The sequence below is a fragment of the Pseudonocardia kongjuensis genome, from assembly GCF_039526905.1.
Classification (GTDB): Bacteria; Actinomycetota; Actinomycetes; order Mycobacteriales; family Pseudonocardiaceae; genus Pseudonocardia; species Pseudonocardia kongjuensis.
Window position 1 is genome coordinate 42,087 of sequence record NZ_BAAAJK010000001.1, and the last position, 15,267, is coordinate 57,353.

General features: G+C 74.4%; 14 protein-coding genes. 10 read left to right on the forward strand and 4 right to left on the reverse strand.

Features of this window, described 5'->3' with window-relative positions:
- Positions 1-51: 51 nt before the first annotated feature.
- A complete protein-coding gene (locus ABD160_RS00195) occupies positions 52-849 on the reverse strand; it encodes a hypothetical protein (RefSeq protein ID WP_344017424.1) in 798 nt (265 codons plus the stop codon).
- Between the two features lie 144 nt (positions 850-993).
- Between ABD160_RS00195 and ABD160_RS00200 the strand changes: the two genes are divergently transcribed.
- The 3 genes from ABD160_RS00200 (at position 994) to ABD160_RS00210 (ending at position 3,728) form a co-directional block, all read left to right on the forward strand.
- Entirely contained in the window at positions 994-1,854 is an 861-nt protein-coding gene (locus ABD160_RS00200; RefSeq protein ID WP_344017426.1) for a DUF3097 domain-containing protein, read from the forward strand.
- A 102-nt stretch (positions 1,855-1,956) separates the two neighbouring features.
- Complete coding sequence (locus ABD160_RS00205; protein ID WP_344017427.1) at positions 1,957-2,403, forward strand: NfeD family protein; 447 nt, start codon at positions 1,957-1,959, stop codon at positions 2,401-2,403.
- A gap of 95 nt (positions 2,404-2,498) precedes the next feature.
- Positions 2,499-3,728 carry an SPFH domain-containing protein gene (locus ABD160_RS00210; protein WP_344017428.1) on the forward strand — a complete coding sequence of 410 codons (1,230 nt, stop codon included), beginning with the start codon at positions 2,499-2,501 and terminating at the stop codon, positions 3,726-3,728.
- Between the two features lie 93 nt (positions 3,729-3,821).
- Here ABD160_RS00210 and ABD160_RS00215 read toward each other — a convergent pair whose 3' ends face one another.
- The gene (locus tag ABD160_RS00215) at positions 3,822-4,721 is read right to left on the reverse strand and encodes a glycosyltransferase family 2 protein (protein ID WP_344017429.1); all 900 of its coding nucleotides are present in this window, start codon (positions 4,719-4,721) and stop codon (positions 3,822-3,824) included.
- A gap of 547 nt (positions 4,722-5,268) precedes the next feature.
- On the opposite strand from ABD160_RS00215, the gene ABD160_RS00220 reads away from it, so the two are divergent.
- The 5 genes from ABD160_RS00220 (at position 5,269) to ABD160_RS00240 (ending at position 10,971) form a co-directional block, all read left to right on the forward strand.
- A complete protein-coding gene (locus ABD160_RS00220; RefSeq protein WP_344017430.1) occupies positions 5,269-6,348 on the forward strand; it encodes a glycosyltransferase family 2 protein in 1,080 nt (359 codons plus the stop codon).
- A 93-nt stretch (positions 6,349-6,441) separates the two neighbouring features.
- Positions 6,442-6,819: a hypothetical protein gene (locus ABD160_RS00225; protein WP_344017431.1), complete on the forward strand. Its 378-nt coding sequence runs from the start codon at positions 6,442-6,444 to the stop codon at positions 6,817-6,819.
- Positions 6,816-8,558 (forward strand): lipopolysaccharide biosynthesis protein, encoded by a 1,743-nt coding sequence (locus tag ABD160_RS00230; RefSeq protein ID WP_344017432.1) that lies wholly within the window; start codon positions 6,816-6,818, stop codon positions 8,556-8,558. Before ABD160_RS00225 ends, ABD160_RS00230 begins: the two co-directional genes overlap by 4 nt.
- The gene (locus ABD160_RS00235; protein ID WP_344017433.1) at positions 8,555-10,624 is read left to right on the forward strand and encodes a hypothetical protein; all 2,070 of its coding nucleotides are present in this window, start codon (positions 8,555-8,557) and stop codon (positions 10,622-10,624) included. Before ABD160_RS00230 ends, ABD160_RS00235 begins: the two co-directional genes overlap by 4 nt.
- A complete protein-coding gene (locus tag ABD160_RS00240) occupies positions 10,621-10,971 on the forward strand; it encodes a hypothetical protein (RefSeq protein WP_344017434.1) in 351 nt (116 codons plus the stop codon). Before ABD160_RS00235 ends, ABD160_RS00240 begins: the two co-directional genes overlap by 4 nt.
- Before the next feature lie 63 nt (positions 10,972-11,034).
- Here ABD160_RS00240 and ABD160_RS00245 read toward each other — a convergent pair whose 3' ends face one another.
- Entirely contained in the window at positions 11,035-12,507 is a 1,473-nt protein-coding gene (locus ABD160_RS00245) for an NAD-dependent succinate-semialdehyde dehydrogenase (protein ID WP_344017435.1), read from the reverse strand.
- 72 nt (positions 12,508-12,579) lie between these two features.
- Between ABD160_RS00245 and ABD160_RS00250 the strand changes: the two genes are divergently transcribed.
- Both ABD160_RS00250 and ABD160_RS00255 read left to right on the forward strand, forming a co-directional pair.
- On the forward strand, positions 12,580-13,770 hold the full coding sequence (locus tag ABD160_RS00250; RefSeq protein ID WP_344017436.1) for an acyl-CoA dehydrogenase family protein: 1,191 nt from the start codon (positions 12,580-12,582) through the stop codon (positions 13,768-13,770).
- Positions 13,770-14,780: an acyl-CoA dehydrogenase family protein gene (locus ABD160_RS00255; RefSeq protein WP_344017437.1), complete on the forward strand. Its 1,011-nt coding sequence runs from the start codon at positions 13,770-13,772 to the stop codon at positions 14,778-14,780. The genes ABD160_RS00250 and ABD160_RS00255 overlap by 1 nt, the downstream gene beginning before the upstream one ends.
- 6 nt (positions 14,781-14,786) lie before the next feature.
- Here the strand turns inward: ABD160_RS00255 and ABD160_RS00260 are convergent, their stop codons facing one another.
- The gene (locus tag ABD160_RS00260) at positions 14,787-15,254 is read right to left on the reverse strand and encodes a pyridoxamine 5'-phosphate oxidase family protein (protein WP_344017438.1); all 468 of its coding nucleotides are present in this window, start codon (positions 15,252-15,254) and stop codon (positions 14,787-14,789) included.
- Positions 15,255-15,267 lie beyond the last annotated feature (13 nt).

Genomic DNA, 15,267 nt, shown 5'->3' on the forward strand with positions numbered 1-15,267 from the left:
GTTCGTCCGGCACCGGTCCGGCCGCGCACGCCGGGTGGGCGATCCGCCCGCTCAGGTCCGCGGGACCGACACGAGCACCCGCACCGCCTCGCCGACCGCGGCCCGGCGGGCCACCCGCACCGCGGTGGCGATCGGCCGCAGCGCGTCCGAGCGGGCCACCGCCGCGGACGCCGACAGCGCGCCGCCCGGATCGTCGCCGGCGGCCGCGGACAGGATCGCGTCGACCTCGTCGGCCTGCTGCAGCACCCGCAGCGCCTGCGGCGGCATGCCGTCCGGCCACAGCGCCCGCGGGCGCCGGCGCAGCGACGCCGCGATCTCCTCGCGCACCCCCGGGCGGTGCCGGGCCACACCGAGATCGGCGATCGCCGCGGCGGCGTTGCGGACCTGCCCGCGCAGCTCGCGCTCGGCCTCGTTCAGGGCGACGTACTCGGGCACCGGGCCGCTGTCGGGCACCGCGTAGACGGTCCAGCGGACCACGCCGTCGGCGATCGGCGAGGGGACCACGCCGAAGCCGGCGTCGGCGAACAGCACACCCTCACCGGTGGTCGTCGCCTCCCGGGAGAACCCACCCGGACCGGGCAGCCCGCGGACGTCCCCGGGCGCGGCGAGCACCAGCCGGGCGTGCCCGCGCGGCCCGCCACGGCGCACGGCGGCCAGCAGCAGCGCGAGCGAGGTGGGCCGCTCACCCGGCCCGGGCAGGCCGGTGAGCGCGGACGACGCGGAGTCGGCGGCCAGCACGTCGTGCGCGTCGGACCACGGGGCGAGCGCGTCGAGGACGTCATCGGGGGCCGCGGCCCCGGCCAGCCAGGCCGAGGCCCACACGGCCAGGGTCGCGGAGGCACAGGACACGGCGGTCAGGCTAACCGTCGATCACCGTCCGCACACCCCGGCACGTGGGTGACGCTGCGTGTCGCGCCGCCTGCACGGTGTCACCACGGCCGGGTGGGCGTGTCGCGCCCCGGTCACCGCGGGCGGCCGTCCGATACTCGACCCATGAGCCGGACCCACGACTACCGCGGCATGTTCGACGCCGCCGGCACCCGGACCGTCCGACGCAGGCAGGTCCCCGAGGTGCCGGCCGAGCCGGGGCTCGTCGTGGAGGACCCGGCGAGCGGGTTCTGCGGCGCGGTGGTCTCGATCACCGGCTCCGAGGTGACCCTGGAGGACCGGTTCGGCGGGCGCCGGGTGTTCCCGCTCCGCCCGGCCGCGTTCCTGCACGAGGGCGCACCGGCCACCCTGGTCCGGCCCGCCGCCCGGCCGGCCGGGCGCACGCTGTCCGCGTCCGGCTCGGTGCACGTCGCGAACCTGACGGCGCGCACCGCCCGGGCCGCCCGGATCTGGGTCGAGGGCCTGCACGACGCCGAGCTGGTGGAACGCGTGTGGGGGCACGACCTGCGGGTGGAGGGCATCGTCGTCGAACCGCTGCACGGCGTCGACGACCTGGCCGCCGCCGTCCGCGGGTTCGATCCGGCGCCGCACCGGCGCCTCGGCATCCTGGTCGATCACCTCGTGGACGGCTCCAAGGAGACCCGGCAGGCCCGCGACGCCTACCGGGCGACCCCGCGGGCGCAGCACGACGTGCTGGTCACCGGCCATCCCTACGTCGACGTGTGGCAGGCCGTGAAGCCCTCGGTGGTCGGCATCCGGGAGTGGCCGACGATCCCGCGCGGCACCGACTGGAAGACCGGGATCTGCGCCCGCCTCGGCTGGGGCGAACCCGCCGACGGCGCCCGCCGGGTGCTCGGCGCCGTCCGCAGCTACCGCGACCTCGAGACGCCGATGATCGGCGCCGTCGAGCGGCTGATCGACTTCGTCACCGCCGCCGGGGCGGGGGAACCGGACGACCAGGGCTGAAACGCCGCCGAAACCCTGCGGTGCGATAACGATCAGGCCACCGCAGGCGGCGTTCGGCGCGAATCGACGTCGCGGTATGTCCGGTTCTGGCACCCTGGGGGCATGACGGCACTGATCTGGCTGCTCATCGGGGCGGTACTGGTCGGGGCCGAGTTCGTGTCCGGCGAGCTGTTCCTGGTGATGCTCGGCGGAGGCGCGCTCGCCGCGGCCGGAGGTGCCGCGCTCGGACTGGGCGCGGTCGGGAGCGCAGGCGTGTTCGCGATCGTGTCCGTGCTGTTGTTACTGGCCGTGCGACCGGCCGCGAAGCGGAAACTGCAGGAACGGATGGGCACCCTGGAGAGCCACCAGGACCGGTTCATCGGATCGGCGGCCCAGGTCGTCGAACGGGTGGACGGTCAGCGTGGCCAGGTGCGGATCGGCAAGGAACTCTGGTCGGCCCGCTCCTTCGACGGCCACGAGGTCATCGAGGCCGGCGCCAGCGTCACCGTCCTGCAGGTCACCGGCGCGGCGGTGCTCGTCACCGGCCGGGACGAACTGCCGGAGCCCTGAACCGCCGCACGGCGGAAGGGCACCGGCGAGCAGCCCCGGGGACTCCGGGGCGGACATGAGCGCCGGTTCTCCGGCGCGCATCGAGGGGAGACCGGATGGATGCCGGTTTGATCATCGCAGCAGTACTGCTGGTGCTGGTCGTGACCGTCGTCGTGAAGTCGATCGTCATCGTCCCGCAGGAGTGGGCGTACATCATCGAGCGACTCGGGCGCTACCACAGCACCCGCGAGGGTGGCCCGGCGATCCTCGTGCCGTTCGTCGACCGGACCCGGGAGCGGGTGGACCTGCGTGAGCAGGTCGTGTCCTTCCCGCCGCAGCCGGTCATCACGCAGGACAACCTGACGGTCAACATCGACACGGTCGTCTACTTCAAGGTCAACGACGCCAAGGCGGCGGTCTACGAGATCGCGAACTACATCGCGGGCGTGGAGCAGATCACCACCACGACGCTGCGCAACGTCGTCGGCGGGATGACCCTGGAGCAGACGCTGACCTCGCGGGACCGGATCAACACGGCGCTGCGCGGGGAGCTGGACGAGGCCACCGAGCGCTGGGGCATCCGGGTCGCCCGGGTCGAGATCAAGGCGATCGACCCGCCGCCGTCGATCCAGAACTCGATGGAACAGCAGATGAAGGCGGACCGCGAGAAGCGGGCCATGATCCTCACCGCGGAGGGCCAGCGCGAGTCGGCCATCCGCAGCGCCGAGGGCAACAAGCAGTCGCAGATCCTCACCGCGGAGGGCGCCAAGCAGGCGGCCATCCTCTCCGCCGAGGCCGAGCGGCAGTCCGAGATCCTGCGCGCGCAGGGTCGCCGGGCCGCGCTGTACCTCGAGGCGCAGGGCGAGTCGAAGGCGATCGAGAAGAAGTTCGCCGCGATCAAGGCCGGGCGCCCGACGCCCGAGCTGCTCGCCTACGAGTACCTGCAGACGCTGCCCGAGATGGCCAAGGGCGACGCCAGCAAGCTCTGGGTGGTGCCCTCGGACTTCGGGAAGGCCCTGGAGGGCTTCACCCGGATGCTCGGTGCCCCCGGGGAGGACGGCGTCTACCGGTTCACCCCCAGCCCCGACGACGGCACGGTCTCCCGGCCGGCCGACGACGACGAGGCGCTGAAGGACTGGTTCGACACCTCCACCGACCCGGAGATCGCCCGCCAGGTCGCCGAGGCCACCGCGGCCGCGCAGAAGGAGGTGCCGCCGGTGGGGGACCGCACCCCGGCCGGTGGCAACGGCGGCGGCTCGGCGCCCGCGCAGCTGGAGAGCTCGCGTGAGGTGCCCGGCCTGGACAGCACGCCGCTGCCGAACGGCTCCCAGGAGCAGCGCGGCTGAGCAGTCCGTTCCCGTCCGACGACGAGGGGCCGTGGTCCGGTGCACACGCACCGGGCCACGGCCCCTCGGTCGTCGCGCGGCGACCGGCGGGTCCTAGCGGGCCTCCGCCTCGTGCGCCTCCTGCTGCTCGGCCAGCACCCGGTCGTCCTTGCGGGCGGCGATCCGGGAGACCTTGAACAGGGCCTTGCGGCGGGCCCGGCCCAGCGGCAGCGCCAGCCGGCCGATCCGCACGTCCAGCGGCCGCACGTCGAACGCGCCGGAGCCGCCCAGCTCGTCGAGCAGCAGCTGCTGCTCGTCGGAGATCTGCTGCTCGAACTCGGCCGAGACCGAGCCGCGGGAGATCCGGAACGCGGCCAGGGTCTCCGGCAGGCCGAGGAAGTCGCCGTACTGCAGCAGCCGCATCCAGAGATCGAGGTCCATGATGAACCGGCGGTCGCCGCGCCAGCCGCCGGCCGTCACGAACTGCTCGCGGCGGAACAGCACGTTGCCCGGCTCGCCGATCGGGTTCGCCCCGTTGCGGATCACCCGGCGGGCGACCTCGCTGCCCGAGTGCAGGCCGACCAGCCCGCCGCCGAGACCGCGCCGCGGCACCAGCACCCGGCTCTGCTCGTCGATCATGTGCCGGCGCGCGGCGACCACGGCCAGCGAGGGGTCGTCGCGCATCGGCGGCACCTGGAGCTCCAGGCAGCGCGGGTGCAGCAGGTCGTCGGCGCACACCAGCTTCACCAGCGGCGCCCGGCACAGGTGCACGGCGCGGTTCCAGTTGTCGCCCTGCGGCAGCGTCTCCCGGTTGTGCTCGACCCGGATCCGCCGGTCCCGGAACGACGTGGCGATCTGCCAGGTCGCGTCGGTGCTGTTGTTGTCGAGGACGACCAGCTCGAAGTCCCCCAGCGTCTGCTCCAGGATGCTGCGGATGGTCTCCGCCAGGAACGCCTCGCCGTTGTAGACCGGGATGCAGACGGACACGCTGGGCAGGAAGCCGCCGGGCCTCATCGGGTACCTCGTGGGGTCGGGAGTGTCGTGCGGGCGGCACGTGACGCTACCCCTCCCGCTCCCGGGGCTCCCCGGCGGCGGCCGGACACCCGCCCGCGGTCCGGGCGGCCGGGACCGGTGGACGAAGGTCGATCCAGGATTCCTCCGTTCGTCGTGATCGGCTCGCCGCTCGTCGGAAATTCGGTGCGTGCCGCCCGCCCAGGGGCTGTTCGGGCGGTCCCGCGGCCCACCGAACGGTGCACCGTCCGTAGTATTCGGGGCGTGCTCGCGTGGTCCCGCAGCTGCGGAACCGGCGTTACCAGCAAGGGGTTGCTCCGCCCGGGTGATACCCGATGCGGTCGAGGTCACGTAACGCGAGCGTCGGCGGCGGAGATAAGCCGTATGCCCCCCGTTGTGGGGGCGACAGGTTCCGGCGCCGTCGTCGCCGTCGGGCACAGAGAGCAAGCTCGCCATCCGCGTGCGCCCACTACCGATCGATTCGGGGGAGAGACCGGTGAACCAGCGCCCTGACCACGGACCACGCCGTCCGGGTGAACCGAGAGTGTCGGTGATCGTGCCGACCCGCAACGAGGCCCGCAACCTGGAGGTCGTGCTGCCGGCCATCGCCGCGGTGCGGCCCGCCGTGCACGAGGTGATCGTCGTCGACGGCAACTCGAAGGACGGCACCGTCGAGACCGCGCAGCGCGTGCTGCCCGGCGTGCGCATCGTGCGCCAGACCCGCAAGGGCAAGGGCAACGCGATGGCCTGCGGGTTCGCCGCCGCGACCGGCGACGTCGTGGTCATGTTCGACGCCGACGGCTCGGCCGATCCCCAGGAGATCCCGCGGTTCGTCCGGGCGCTGGTCGAGGGGGCCGACTTCGCCAAGGGCAGCCGCTTCACCAAGGGCGGCGGCAGCGACGACATCACGCTGCTGCGCAAGAGCGGCAACGCCGGGCTGAACCTGGTCGCGAACACGCTGTTCGGCACCCGCTACACCGACCTCTGCTACGGCTACAACGCGTTCTGGGCGGACATCCTGCCGGTGCTCGACCTGCCCGCGGTGGACATGCCGCCGCACCCGGACGGCGGGATGTACTGGGGCGACGGGTTCGAGATCGAGACCGTCCTCAACTGCCGGGTCGCCGCGGCCGGCTTCAGCATCACCGAGGTCCCCTCGGTGGAGCGGGAGCGGATGTTCGGCGAGACGAACCTGCGGACCTTCGCCGACGGCACCCGGGTGCTGCGCACGCTGGCCGCCGAGCGCCGCCGGGCCTCCCGGGAGGACCGGGCCACCGCGCCGGCCCCGGCCGCCGTCGTGGCGCCCGGCGCGGACCGCGGCACCCTCCCGGTGAACCGGACGGGCGGGATCAACCCGGCACCGTCCGTCTCCGGCAGCGGCCCGTCCACCGCTCCGGCGGAGCGTCCGCGCCCGGCTCCGCGCCGTCCGGCGGGGGACGTGCCGGCCGTGCCGCCGTACCGGCCGCAGCAGGCCCCGCAGTCCGCCGGGCACGACCGCCGTGGTCAGGAGGTCGGGAGCGCAGGCGCCGCCGCCGCGTCCCCCCGTGCCGCGACCGCGTCCGCCCAGGACGGGACCGGGCGTCCCGACCAGGTCGGCGTGCGGTACGCATGGGGTGAAGAGGCGTCCTGACCGACCCACCGCGACCCCCGGGGTCGCCGAGACAGCCACCGGCGCCCGTCCGATCGGACGGGCGCCGGTGATCGGAAGAAGGGGAGTACCGCGGTGAGCGTGCCGTCCGCAGCAGAGCTGACCCGGGCCAGGACCGCGCGTCGTTACGTGGCGATCCTGCTGGTGCTGGCCGGCGTCGTCGCGTGCGTGCTGAACCTGCTGGACGTCAGCGGGGGCGCGCTCGGCGAGTTCCGGCTGCTCGTCACCATCGGTTTCCTGCTGCTCGGCCCCGGCTGGGCCGCCGCGGGCTTCCTCCGCCGGGCCCCCGCGGCACACGTGTGGCTGCTCACCCTCGGCGTCGGCACCGCGGTCACCCTGATCGGCGGCCAGCTCATGGTGAGCCTCGGGCTCTGGTACCCCGGCGTCGCCCTGTTCATCGTCACCCTGATCAGCGTCCCGTTCCTGCTCCGGCACGCGGTGGTCGCACAGTGAGCCAGGTCGGGCCGGCGCGCTCCCGCCGCGGTGCGGGCGCCCCCGGTCCCGGCCAGCCCCCCGGCCCGCAGGCGCCGGACGGCGACGGGACCCGGGCGCTGCCCGCCCGTCGTACCCGGTCCGGTGTCGACACCCGCGATCCCTACGCCGACCCGGCGACGGCCGCCCTGCCCCCGGCGCCCCCCTCGGCAGCACCGCCTCCGGCAGTACCGCCCACCGGCCGGCACGCCGACCGCGGTCCCGGGGCCGGCGCGCCGCCGGGACCGGACACCGGGCCGGACGCGCCCACCCAGCGGCTGGAGATCGCGCACGCCCGCGTGCGCTCCCGCCAGCTCGCCGAGCAGCGCACCGAGTACCTGCCGGTGGTCGGCCTGCGCGGCCCGGGGGAGAACCCGCCCCCGCCGCCCACCGACCGCACCGGCGGCCCGGGCGACGACGGGGACGGGGACGGTGACGGCCCCGGCGGCCACTCCCGCAACGGCGGCATCGGCGACGGCATCGCGCTGACCCTGTGCTCGGCGTTCGGCTCGGTCGCCGGCCTGCTCGGCGTGCTGATCGCGGCCCGGATCATGCCGCAGGCCGAGGTCGGCCGGGCGTCGGAGTTCGTCTCCGCGTTCCAGCTGATCGGCGGGATCGCCCAGCTCAACCTGGGCCTGGGCCTGATGCGCTGGCTGCCCGGCGCCGGGCGCAAGTCGGTCCGGCTGACCTTCGGCGCGCTGCTGCTGATCATGCCGCTGTCCGGGCTGATCGGCCTGGTCTACGGCGTGATCGTGCCGCGGATCGCGGAGACCGCCGGCGGCGGCAGCATCGGGCTCGGCCTGCTCGTGCTGGTGCTCACCTGCGCCGGCTGGGGCGTGTTCGTCGTACACGACTTCGTGATGGTCGCGATCGGGAAACCGTGGGTCGCGGTCTGGCGCAACGGCACCTTCGCGGTCGTCCGGATCGTGCTGCTGCTCGCCCTCGGCGCCTCGCTGCACTCGCAGGCGATGGTGCTGTCCTGGGCGATCCCGGTGGTGCTGTGGGTGGCCGCCGGCACCGCGATGCTCTGGTACATGACCCGGCGCTTCGCCGCGGCCGGCGGGCCGGGGATCGTCCCGAGCCGGGCCGAGGCGATCGCCTTCCTCGCGCCGACCGCGCTCGCCCAGTGCGGCAACGCCCTGCTCTACAACCAGGTGCCGCTGTTCGCGAACATCCGGATGGGCAACGAGGTCGGCGCGGTCTTCTTCATCTGCTGGCAGGCGGTCACCGTGATCGACCTGGCGGCGACGTTCTTCACGAACTCGCTGGCCGTGCAGACCGCCCGCGAGCCGCACCGGGCCGAGGAGTTCGCCCGGCTCGCCCGCCGCCGGATGATCATCCTGTTCGTCCCGGTCCTCGGGCTCGGCGCCGCGCTCGGCTATCCGGTGCTCTCGCTGCTCGGCGAGGGCTACGCCGCGGGCGCCCCGGCGCTGGCCGTGCTGATGGTCGGCCTGCTGTTCCGGCTGATCGTCGTCTTCGAGCTGGCCCGCAGGCAGGCCGACGGCGACGGCATGGGCTACGCGAAGATCCAGCTCTTGAACACCGGCATGGTCGTCGTGTTCGCCGGACTGGTCCCGCTTCCCGAAGCGGGCACCGTATCCGTCAGCATGATGATGCTGCCGATGGTCCTGGGATACGTCGGTGCGCAGCTGCTGTGCGCCCTCGCGCTCAGATTCGTCCCGGCGTGGAACCGCCGGAGCACCTCGGAGGTGAAGTCGTGACGTCGGAGACCCGCCGGACGGGCGAACCCGACCCGTCGGCCCGGTCCCGGGGCGCCGGAGCCGAGGCGACCGTGGCCGCGTCGGCCCGGTCCGCCGAGGCGAGCCCGAGCGAGCGGACCCAGTACCTGCGCGCACCCGGACCCGACTCGCCGACGACGGCGGTCCACGGGCCGGTCCCGCGCCCCGCCGGCGACGGCCCGCCGCCCCCGCCGCCCCCGGCGCCCGGCCCGTCGGAGCCGCTGTCGCCGCTGTGGGTGTGGGGCGCACCGGTGCTCGCGATCCTCGCGGTGCTGATGCTGCCGCTGGCCGCGGCGACCACCGACCTCTCCGACATGGACGGCTGGGGCCTGGCCGCGGTGCTCAGCCCGTTCGGCTGGGTCGCCGTCGTGCTGGCGGTGGCCTGCTGTGTGGTCGAGCTGTGGTCGCCCCGGCCGCGGATCCCGATGCTCGGCGCGGCCACCGCCGTGCTCATCCTGTGCACGACCGGGATGCCGTCGGTCGTGCAGCCGCAGGCCCGGTTCACCACCGCCTGGCTGATCTCCGGCTTCGTCGACGCGGTCGCCGGCAACGGCGTGCCGCCGACCGGCGTGGACGCCCGGTTCTACTGGCCCGCGTTCTTCGCCCAGTGGGCCTGGTTCCGGGACGCCGCGGGCGCCGACCAGCTCGACGTCATCCTGCGCTGGTACCCGCCGGCGGTCGTCGCGGTGTGGGCGATCGGCGTCTACGCGCTCGCCCGCTCGATGCTCGGCGGCACCCGCGCGCCGTGGGTCGCGGCCTGGCTGTTCGTCGGGCTGAACTGGATCGAGCAGGACTACTTCTCGCCGCAGGCCACCGCGATCGTGCTGCTGCTGACCGTGCTGACCTTCGCGCTCGGCCCGCTGGCGACCCGCCGGGTCGACAACGCGGGCACGACGCCCTGGCCACGGCCGCACCGGGGGGCGACCCCGCTGCCCCGGTGGCGGCGCTGGCTGATCAGCGCGATGACGCCGCCGAACGCGCCGACGCTGCCCGCCCGGCAGCTGCTGCTGATCTACTTCTGCGCGTCGCTGTGCCTGATCGCGCTGGCCCCGACGCACCAGCTCACCCCGTTCGCGATCATCGGCCAGCTGGTGGTGCTCGCGATCGTCGGCCGGTTCCGCGGCCGCGGCCTGGTGCTCGTCGCGACGTTCGCGGTGATCGTGTTCGTGCTGATCTCCGCCCGGGACTTCTGGCTCACCCAGATCACGATGATCACCGGTGCGTCCGGCGACGCCGGCGCGATCGAGGCCGGCTTCTTCGAGCGGCTGCAGGGTGACCAGGGCCAGCTGGCGGTCAAGCTGCTGCGCGCGATCATGCCGGGCCTGACCTGGCTGCTCGCGATCGCCGGTGCCTGGGTGTACTGGAAGCGGCGCCGCGACCTGGTGCCGATCGCGCTGGCCGGCATCCCGATGGCGATGGCCGTCGTGCAGAGCTACGGCGGCGAGCTGCTGTTCCGGGTCATCCTCTACGGCCTGCCGATCCTGACGATCCTGTCGGTGGACGCGCTGCGCGCGTTCGCCAGGGTGGACCGCAGGCGCGAGTACGCGCTCGCGGCGGGCATGGTGCTGCTGTTCCCGCTGCTGATCCTGATCCGCGGCGGCAACGACGCCTATCTCGACGTCACCACCGAGGACGTCCAGATGACCCGGCAGGCCTACGCCGAGGCGGCACCCGGCTCGACGGTGCAACCGCTGTCGACGGTCGGCCCGTACGCGGTGGAGGGCGTCGGGGAGCACAACAACATGGCCTCCGGCGGGGACGGCTGCGCGATCCTGGCCGCCGATCCGTTCCGCTGCATCGACCTGGTGCAGCCGGACACGCTGCTGTTCTACCAGTCGATCGAGAAGCAGGGCACCGTGCTGAACGAGGAGCCGGAGGGCTGGACGCTGGCGATCCGCGAGCAGCTGATCGCGTCCGGCCAGTACCGCGCGACCTACGAGAACGGCTTCAACGCGATCCTGGTCCGGAACGAGCCGGCCCCGCTGCCGGGCGCCCCCGCGCCCGCACCGGCGCCCGCACCGGGCGCGGAGGAGGTGCCCGCACCGTGAACGGATTCGTCCTGACCTGGATCGCGTTCGGCGTGATGCTGGCCCTGTTCGCCGCGCGCGCCTGGGTGGTCGAGACCAACCGCGGCCGGTTGACCACGGCCGGGTCCGCGCAGCGCGGCCTGACCGCGGCGGTGGCCGGGTCGGTGGTCGTGCTGGTCGTGCTGCTGGGCCTCAACGGCGGCGTGACGCTGATCGACCTGCTGGTCAACGGGGAGGCCGAGCTGACCGCGCCGGCGGACGCGGCGACCGGCGGGGCGGGGCCGGGCGAGGCCCCGGTCGATCCGGCGGCCCCGGCCCCGGCGGACCCGGTCGATCCGGCCCCGGTGGACCCGCCGCCCGCACCCTGACCACCGACGACGCGGGGCCCGGTGCCGATCGGCACCGGGCCCCGCGTCGTCGGTACGGACCGGTCAGCCGCTGAAGCCGATCGCAACGTACTTGGTCTCCAGGAACTCGTCGATCCCGACGTTGCCGCCCTCGCGGCCCAGCCCGGACTGCTTCACCCCGCCGAACGGGGCGGCCGGGTTCGACACCAGCCCGGTGTTCAGCCCGATCATGCCGCTCTCCAGGTTCTCGGCGATCCGCAGCGCCCGGTTCAGGTCCCGGGTGTAGACGTAGTTGACCAGGCCGAACTCGGTCGCGTTGGCCGCGTCGAGCGCCTCGGTCTCGCTGTCCACCACGGTGATCGGCGCGACCGGCCCGAAGATCTCCTCGTGGTTGAGCCGGGAGTCCGCCGGGACGTCGGTGAGCACGGTCGGCGGGTAGAAGTAGCCCGGGCCGTCGTGCGCGGTGCCGCCGATGGCGATGCTCGCGCCGTTCGCGACCGCGTCGGCGACCAGGTCGGTGACCTTGTCCCGGCCCTTGGCGTCGATCAGCGGGCCGACGTTCACGCCCTCCTCGGTGCCCCGGCCGACCTTCAGCGCGCCCATCCGCTCGGCCAGCTTCGCGGTGAACTCCTCGACGACGCCGCGCTGCACGTAGAAGCGGTTCGCGGCGGTGCACGCCTCGCCCATGTTCCGCATCTTGGCGACCATCGCGCCCTCGATCGCGGCGTCCACGTCGGCGTCGTCGAGCACGATGAACGACGCGTTCCCGCCGAGCTCCAGCGAGCTGCGCAGCACCTTGTCCGCGGCCTGCTCCAGAAGCTTCTTCCCGACCGGCGTCGAGCCGGTGAAGGAGATCTTGCGGGCCCGCCCGTCCCGGATGATCGGCTCGATCACCGCGCCGGCGTCGGTCGCGTTGATGACGTTCAGCGCACCGCCGGGCAGCCCGGCGTCGGCGAGCACCTGGGCGAACGCCAGCATGGTCAGCGGCGTCTGCGGCGCGGGCTTGATGACCGACGCGCAGCCGGCGGCGATCGCCGGTGCGATCTTGCGGGTGCCCATCGCGAGCGGGAAGTTCCACGGCGTCACGAACACGCACACACCGACCGGCTGGCGGATCGTCAGGAACCGGGTCTGCCCGTTCGGCGCGACCTGGTAGCCGCCGTCGATCCGGACGGCCTCCTCGGCGAACCAGCGCAGGAACTCCGAGGCGTAGACCACCTCGCCCTTCGCCTCGGCGAGCGGCTTGCCCATCTCCAGCGTCATCAGCATGGCCAGGTCGTCGACCCGCTCGTGCAGCAGCTGGTAGGCGCGGTAGAGGATCTCGCTGCGCTGCCGCGGCGGGAGCGCGGCGATCCCGGGCTGCGCGGCGTGCGCGGCCGCGAGTGCGTCCATCCCGTCGGCCGGGGAGGCGTCGGCGACCTCGGTGAGCACCTCGCCGGTGGCCGGGTCCTCGACCGTCGTGGTGGCCCCGTTCTCCGCCGGTCGCCACGCCCCGCCGATGAAGAGCCCGGTCGGGACGGCCTCCAGGACCTTGCGCTCGTCAGCATTGGTGGTCATGGCCGCAACGTACCCCGGTGAGCCGCCCCATAGACAGGCGCGGCGGGATGGCCGGAGGGCCATGATGATCCGGTGGCAGGAGCATCGACGACGCTGACCCGGTTACCCGAACTCGTCCCCGAACCGGTCGACCTACCGGAGAGCCTGGCGGAGCTGCGGGCCGAGGTCCGGGAGTTCCTGGCCGCCGAGCGGGCGGCCGGGGCGTGGACCCCGCGGGCCGACGTGTGGCTCTCCGGCTGGGACGAGGGATTCTCGCGACGGCTGGGTGAGCGCGGCTGGCTGGGGATGACCATCCCGCCGGAGTACGGCGGGCACGGCCGCGGCGCGCTGGAGCGCTACGTGGTCACCGAGGAGCTGCTGGCCGCCGGCGCGCCGGTCGCCGCGCACTGGATCGCCGACCGGCAGATCGGGCCGTCGCTGCTGCGGCACGGCACCGAGGAGCAGCGCCGGGCGTTCCTGCCCGGCATCGCCCGCGGCGAGATCTACTTCGGGATCGGGATGTCCGAACCGGACTCCGGGTCGGACCTGGCGTCGGTGCGCACCCGGGCGACCCGGGTGGACGGCGGCTGGGAGCTGTCCGGCACGAAGGTGTGGACCTCCGGCGCGCACCACGCGCACGCCTTCTTCGCGCTGGTCCGCACCGAGCCCCGGGACGACGCGCACCGGCACGCCGGGCTGTCCCAGTTCCTCGTCGAGCTGGACCGGCCGGGCGTCGAGATCCGGCCGATCCCGCTGCTCACCGGCGCGCACCACTTCAACGAGGTCGTCTTCGACAAGGTCTTCATCCCGGACTCGCGGGTGTTCGGCGAGCTGGGCAACGGCTGGGCCCAGGTGACCGGCGAGCTCGCGTTCGAGCGGTCCGGCCCGGAGCGGTTCCTGTCGACCTATCCGCTGCTCGCCGCGCTGGTCGGCGAGCTGACCGCGGGCGGCGCGGTGGACCCGGGCACCCGGCGCCGGATCGGCTCGCTGGTCTCCCGGGTGTGGACGCTGCGCGGGATGTCGCTGGCCGTCGCCGGGGCGCTGGAGTCCGGCGCCGCGCCGGAGCTGGCCGCCGCCCTGGTGAAGGACCTCGGCACCCGCTTCGAGAACGAGATCGTCGACGCCGCCCGGCTGCTGGTGGACATCCCGCCGGACCCGGGCGCGGAGAGCGGGTTCGCCCGGCTGCTCGCCGACGCCGTGCTGCACGCCCCCGGCTTCACGCTGCGCGGCGGTACCAACGAGGTCCTGCGCGGCATCGTCGCGCGGGGGATGGGACTGCGCTGATGGCCCGCAACACCGAGCTGGCCGAGCTCGCCGAGTCGATCTTCGCCGCGTCCTACGACAAGGACGCGACCGGTCTGGACGCCGCCGCCTGGAAGGCCTGCGCCGAGTCCGGGCTGACCACCCTCACCGATCCCGAGGTCGGCGGCACCCTGGAGGACTCGGCGGTGCTGCTGGAGGCGGCCGGCGCCTGGGCGGCCCGGGTCCCGCTCGCCGAGACCGACCTGCTCGGCGGCTGGCTGGCCCGGGCCGCCGGGCTGGCCGTGCCGGACGGGCCGCTGGCCGCGGTCACCGCAGGCGTCACCGGGGGCGACGCGGACACCGTGTCCGTGGAGCTGCGCCGGGTGCCGTGGGGCCGCTCGCTGGCCGCCGTCGTGGTGCTCGACGGCGATCGGGTGCTGGTGCTCGACACCGCGGGCGCCGCCGTCACCGAGGGCGCCAACGTCGCCGAGGAGCCCCGGGACACGCTGCGCTTCACCGGCGTCACGCCGGTCGCCGCCGCGGCCGCGCCGGCCGGTGCGGCCGCCGAGCTGGAGCTGCGGGCCGCGCTCGGCCGGTCGCTGCTGCTGGCCGGGGCGGCCCGCGGGGCGCTGGCCCGGTCGATCGGCTACGCGGGGGAGCGGCAGCAGTTCGGCCGCCCGATCGCGCGCTTCCAGGCGGTCCAGCAGATGCTCGCCGAGGCGGGCTCGGAGGTCGCCGCGGCCGCGGCCGCCTCCGCCGCGGCGGCCCGGACCGCGCGGACCGCAGGCTTCGGCGACCCGGCGACGGAGTTCGCGGTCGCCGCCGCCAAGGCCCGCTGCGGGGAGGCGGCGACCGCCGTCGCCCGGATCGCGCACCAGGTGCACGGCGCGATCGGCTTCACCCGCGAGCACGACCTGCGGCTGGTCACCACCCGGCTGTGGGCCTGGCGGGACGAGGACGGCAACGAGTCCCGGTGGAACGACCGGGTCGGCGAGCTGGCCCTGCAGGCGGGCGCCGACGGCCTGTGGCCGCTGGTGACCGGGCGGCCCTGACCCGGGTCAGGCCGTCCCGAGCTTGCGGAAGTCCCAGCTGGTGATCTTCTCCGGGCGGAGCCGGAGCCAGGCGTGCCGGCCGTCGACCACGACGTGGCCGCCGGTGTAGCGGTCGGCGAACGCCTGCTCCACCCGCTCCAGCTCCGGATGCGGCTCGCCGGTGCGCGGCACCTCGCCGACCACCTCGACCGAGCCGCGCAGCTCCACGCCGCGCAGCTCGCCGTAGTCGTGCCCGGCGTCGACGACGGCCGCGATCCGCGGATCGGCCATCAGGTCGGTCCAGCGCTGGGACCTCGACAGCGACGTCAGCCACAGCGCATCGCCGTCCCACAGGTACCAGAGCGGGGTGGCGTGCGGCCCGTTCGTGCCGTTCGTCGCCACCCGGCAGGTCCGCTGCTCCTGCAGGAACGCGGTGACCTCCTCCGGGGACATCGCGATCTTCCGGGCGCGGCGCTGCTGCTTCGGTGCGGTCACGGGTCCCAACCTA

Bases quoted from the DNA above. Each gene is read 5' to 3' on its own strand.
- ABD160_RS00200 (WP_344017426.1), top strand. From the start codon at position 994: ATGAGCCGGACCCACGACTACCGCGGCATGTTCGACGCCGCCGGCACC.
- ABD160_RS00205 (WP_344017427.1), top strand. From the start codon at position 1,957: ATGACGGCACTGATCTGGCTGCTCATCGGGGCGGTACTGGTCGGGGCC.
- ABD160_RS00210 (WP_344017428.1), top strand. From the start codon at position 2,499: ATGGATGCCGGTTTGATCATCGCAGCAGTACTGCTGGTGCTGGTCGTG.
- ABD160_RS00215 (WP_344017429.1), bottom strand. From the start codon at position 4,721: ATGAGGCCCGGCGGCTTCCTGCCCAGCGTGTCCGTCTGCATCCCGGTC.
- ABD160_RS00245 (WP_344017435.1), bottom strand. From the start codon at position 12,507: ATGACCACCAATGCTGACGAGCGCAAGGTCCTGGAGGCCGTCCCGACC.
- ABD160_RS00255 (WP_344017437.1), top strand. From the start codon at position 13,770: ATGGCCCGCAACACCGAGCTGGCCGAGCTCGCCGAGTCGATCTTCGCC.